A 4,914-nucleotide genomic window follows, 5' to 3' on the forward strand; every position below is an offset into this window, starting at 1 on the left:
CGCAAGTCGCGTTCGAACCGAAGGACTGCCCGGCGGATCCGTTCCGGAATGTTTGTTTCCTCGATATCAACCTTCATGACACCGATATCCGCAACTTGAAACAATGCTTCGAGGTCAGCGAACGTCACGTCGCCATCTGCCAGCGAGTCCGCGAGGCTCCTCAGACGAGCCGTCCGGTGCGAGTCCTTCACTAGGACGATGTCGAAGCTCTCGACAAGGTCATGAGCGAAGGCGTGGATTGCTGAGCCTTTCAGCAAAAGTGCGCGGCTGAGAACGAGTTCTCGGGGCGTCACCTCGATCTTGGAGCCAAGGCTCTGATGGAACGAGAGCACGTTCTCTTCGCGATCGCGCTCCAGCAGGGTGCGCCAACGCGAGCTAGGAACATCACGTAGCCACTCGCGTTTGATTCCATCCCGATCGACCTCGAAGCCGTACATGTAACGGCGTCCGTCGTGGACAAGATCAAGCTCGTAGAGGCTCGTTGAAGTCTGCGAGTTCCCGTCAAGCTTGAAAGGTGCGCGCCGCATGGACTTCGCTTCCTGCCAAACGGTGGCAGATTGCCTGATCGCGGTGAAGGCGTAGCGGAACGCGTCGAGAACTGCGGACTTACCGGTTGCGTTGCCCCCGAAGATCCCAGCGAGCGGGTAGCTCGCCGCGCTCCAGCTGCCATCCTTCGGCTGGAGAGTCTTCAACGCAGGGCGAGTGAGATCGACCGCGACCTCGTCGCGGATGCTCTTATGGTTGCGCGCAGTGAAGCTCAGTAGGATCATGTGGCCATGATAGCACCGAACGATCATAATTTTACGTTTTTCGAGTGAATCAGATGGCTCAGAACGCTCGTTCCGGTCTTAGTGTATCGATGGGGCGTGCTTGCAGTGGGTTACATGACCAGCCATCGTGACCCGTCGGCCTCGTACGGACTGCCCCGGTCAACGCGAAGCCTCCTCCTAACTCTCTACCGATGACACCCAACTGTAGAGAGTTACGAGGGCAAAGAACTGACTGCCTCGCGGTCGCGATCAGCTCGCCTTCCCAAACGCACTTTCCAAGAATTCTGCCGTAATCGGGTTCACGGTCTCGTTGCGGCGGATGTAGTGCTCTCTCGTGATGGAGGGGTCGCTGTGGCCGAGAAGTTCGGAGGCGAGTTGCAGTCCCCCGATCTCGTTGATCGCGGTCGCGGCGGTGCGGCGGAACCGGTGAGGGGTCACGTCCGCGACCCCGGCCTTGTCCATCACGTCCCTGAGTTGCCTGCGGATGTTGTTGGTCGTGTGCGGTGTCCCGACGCGGGTCGCGAACAGCAGTGCGTCCGGGTGTGGGAAGCGGATCTTCTTGAGACGTGCCTGGACCGCCTGGAGCGCGAACCCCGGCAAGGCGACTCGGCGGACGGAGCGGGCGGTCTTAGTGTGATCCTGGCGGTGCGTGGGTTCACCCTTTCGGCTGACAATCGTTCCAGAGATGCGCACCGAAGGGATCGAAACCTCAAGGTCGAGGTCTCCGAGGCGAATCGCGAGGACCTCGCCGATGCGTGCTGAGGTACCGAGCATGACTTCCACGATCTGCCCGAGTTGCCCGTCCGGTTTCGGCCCTGCCTTGATCGGTCGCTGTTCCCAGGCGCTGATGCCAGTTCGGATCGCTTTGAGCTCGTCCCAGGTGAACACGTCCGGGGTGCGAGTGGGGCGACGGAGCCGGGAGACATGAGCCATCGGGTTGCGAGGGATGATCTCATGGCGCACAGCAAGTCCGAGTGCGAGCCGCAGGACGACTCGGGCTTGGCGTGCTCGGTTGTAGCTCTGCTTCGCGAGCTGCTTGAGGAAGTAGTCGCAGCGGGCCACCCCGATCTCCCGGAGTGTGACGTCCTTGAAGAAGGGTAGAACGAGGGTGCGCATGTTGCGCTCGTATAGCAGCCTCGTCGTTGGCGAGAGACGATCTTCGAGATCCATGTCTTCGAGCCAATACCACACAAGCGCGGGAAAGGAACTGTCTGCGCTCATCCCGGAGAAGCCTGGGTGGAAGAGGTCAGGTTCAACGAGTTTCTTCTTCAACGACCGTTCTGCAGCGGGCCGAGTCGCACCGGTGACCTGGACGTGTCGACTTTTGCCATCCCAGTCGCGGTACCGGGTGCGGGCGACGTAACGTCCGCCATCTGTGCGGCGAGTGCTGATGATGCCGAAGGTTCCGATCGGGGTGCGAGGTCTAGCCACGGATGGCCACCTCTGTAGTGGAGTTGATGCGGAAGGAGACGGCGTGGTGGTCGCTGTGGAGTTGTTAGTGCATCCGTCCAGTCTGGCGAGTGAGAGACGGCCCCATCGCGCAAGGGAGCCCCGGTTCTGCAGGGTTGTCTTCGGAGTATTCGCAGTAGCGTTTCTCTTATGGATGGGGATCTTGAGGCGATGTACCGGATCCGTCTGCGATCGCTCATGTGGGCGGCGGGCTTGTTGAAGGAGCTGCGCCACTCTCCTGATGTCGAGGCTGTGGCGGTTGCCGCGAACTGGGGTCTCGACGCTGTATACGACCTCTTCGAGGCATACATTATTGCCGAGGACATCCAGAAGAACATGAAGCAAGACGATGCTCTGCTCGCGTCGACTGCTGGCGAGGTGGTCGGTGGGCTGATGTTCGTGCGCGGGGAGAAGACGCATCGCGCGAGGCGTGTTGATGCTCCCAGCCCTTTCAAGGATTTGCCGTACGACTTCGCCGGGCTGACTGACTGGACGTGGTCCAAGCTCACGACCACGCCGACTGCCAGTCGTTACACTCAGCGGGCAGCGTGGTACCAGCGGCACGTCCAGGACAGGCCTCTATGGGTGCCACTTGAATCTGCCGAGTATTGGTTTCTCAAGAACTGGCCAACCGAAGTCCCTCGCTCCGAGAGCATTGAAACTCCTGACTGGGTGGATGGCGTGCGCCCGTTCTACGCCTCGGGTTCGGACGCATAACCTGCGCCCAGGCACAGGTGGGCTCGTCACCAAGCAAACCAAGGGACGAGACATCCGGCACGTCCCCATCCTGCAAGCGCTCACCCCCTTGCTTGCGCGCCTCACCGCACACCGTGAGCCTGACGAACGGATACTGACCGGACCCCGCGGTGGCGTACTCACTACCGCCTCCGTCAGGGACGCGACGAAATGGGATCAGCTCGTCACCGATCTTGACCTGCCGAGCCTCACCCGGCACGGGCTCCGGCACACCGGAGCAACCTGGCTCGCCGACGCCGGCATCCCCCTCCACGTCCTCCAAGGCATCCTCGGGCACAAGTCCATCGAGACCACCCGCGGCTACCTACACCCCGACACCAGGCACCTCACCGACGCTGCTGCCCGCGCCAACGCGTTCCTCGATGGGCAAGAAAATCTCACCCACGAGGCTCCGGCCAAGATCCGTCGGACAGCCGCACCCGGGCGATGAAACGGTCGCGGATCGAGGCGAAAACGGGCTCCAGGTCCCGGCCAGGTCCCGGCTCGTCACAACAGCCGCAGCTGGGGGTCTCGAAGGGCATCAGCCTTCACTGGTGGGATGCTTCCATAAACCCCTCCAAAGAGGACCACGGAAACGACGAAGCCCAGGCGAGAAACATGCTCTCACCTGGGCTTTTCTGTCGGGATGACAGGATTTGAACCTGCGACCCCCTGACCCCCAGGTAGGCGACGGGCTCGTTCTCCTGCCATTGACCAGTGTTTCGGCGTTCCATACGTTGCACAGCGCATCCCAGACTTCAGGCGTTGCAAGATGTTGGCCACTAGATTGGCCCACTAGATTCGGGCAGTCAGGAACTGTAGATTTTGAGGCTTGTGGTGAGTTGACGTCGCCCCAATCAAAGCCACGAGGTGCCGTTCACGTCGCGCACCTCACCTACAGCGAAGAAGCAGAGGGGCGAGGGCCTGCAGCGTCCGCGCACCGATCTCCGATGGGAGCCGATGGCCTTTATAAAAGGCCCACCCATATGCCGGACCCCTGCCCATCAGAGTTTTGTACGTGCGATCGCGATTATCCATCTCCAACCCACCCGGCAAAACGGCATGAGTCCTGCGAGGTAGCGCGTTCCGCAAAACTCCTCGAACTCGCTCTGATCAGGAGAGCCCTAACGCACCTCCGATTGACTGGTGTTCGCAAGATTCGGCCGGTCGGTCGATCGGGCTGCCCATGCCGTGACACGTTCGAGCGGCCCTCGGCCACGTATCAGCGCCCAGGTCGTACACCCGATGAGAAGTACGCCGATGCAGGAGATCCAAAAAGCCGTGCTTGTCGATGTTCCTTCGAAGCTCATGAGACTGGGCGCGAGAGCAATGGGTGAAATCAGCACCGCAAATGAGACCACATGCGCGGCATAGGCGGTAAGTGGCATTGATCCGACTGCGGCGACGGGGAGGAGTAGCCATCGCAGGGGGCGGGAAAGGAGCAAGCTGACTCCCACTACCGTGATTGCGAAACCGCCGGACCCGATAATTTCAAACGTTCCGCCAGAGTGGGGAGACACTCCCCAAGCCGCCGAGAGCGCTGAGCTCATGTCCGAAGAGGCGAGTCTTTCCAGGTATGTACCGTTCACCTCACCCGGCTCCCCAGGCCCGCTCATTCCACCTTTCCCAGAGAAACAGGTAATCACGTTGTCGGTTTTGGAGATGCACGTCTTGCCAGTCAGATCCGTCTGGTCTCCGGGTGTTACCCCGGGGAATGAGGACGAGGAGCCGCTCGACACCGCTGCCCCGGAACTCCAACTGTCGGGGCTGCCGTTCACAGCACTACCAATCCCATATCCGCCGATCGCGAGCAGCACACCGATTCCAGTCAGGATCGCTGCATTCTTGGTCGCGCGGAGGGAGGACCGACCGATGGCCATGCCAGCGAGAATGAGTGGCAGCCAGACGGTCAGGGGGTATGAGCCCGTAAGTAGAAAGTCAATGCCCGCGCCGCTTCCGC

General features: G+C 61.1%; 4 protein-coding genes and 1 pseudogene. 2 read left to right on the forward strand and 3 right to left on the reverse strand.

Annotation, left to right across the window (positions count from 1 at the left end; genetic code table 11):
• Positions 1-770, reverse strand: a 770-nt coding sequence (locus OOT08_RS03480) for an AAA family ATPase (protein ID WP_325091149.1), incomplete at its 3' end; no start/stop codon positions are given.
• A 249-nt stretch (positions 771-1,019) separates the two neighbouring features.
• Positions 1,020-1,991 carry a tyrosine-type recombinase/integrase gene (locus OOT08_RS03485; RefSeq protein WP_325091150.1) on the reverse strand — a complete coding sequence of 324 codons (972 nt, stop codon included), beginning with the start codon at positions 1,989-1,991 and terminating at the stop codon, positions 1,020-1,022.
• Positions 1,992-2,369: 378 nt separating this feature from the next.
• Here OOT08_RS03485 and OOT08_RS03490 point away from each other — a divergent pair, with 378 nt between their 5' ends.
• Positions 2,370-2,936, forward strand: a complete 567-nt coding sequence (locus tag OOT08_RS03490) for a hypothetical protein (protein ID WP_325091151.1) — start codon at positions 2,370-2,372, stop codon at positions 2,934-2,936.
• Complete coding sequence (locus OOT08_RS03495; RefSeq protein WP_325091152.1) at positions 2,896-3,405, forward strand: tyrosine-type recombinase/integrase; 510 nt, start codon at positions 2,896-2,898, stop codon at positions 3,403-3,405. Before OOT08_RS03490 ends, OOT08_RS03495 begins: the two co-directional genes overlap by 41 nt.
• A 673-nt stretch (positions 3,406-4,078) precedes the next feature.
• Here OOT08_RS03495 and OOT08_RS19060 read toward each other — a convergent pair.
• Positions 4,079-4,914: pseudogene (locus OOT08_RS19060) on the reverse strand (hypothetical protein); the annotation flags it as partial.

The sequence above is a fragment of the Leucobacter sp. M11 genome, from assembly GCF_035726885.1.
Taxonomy (GTDB): domain Bacteria; phylum Actinomycetota; class Actinomycetes; order Actinomycetales; family Microbacteriaceae; genus JAPFRB01.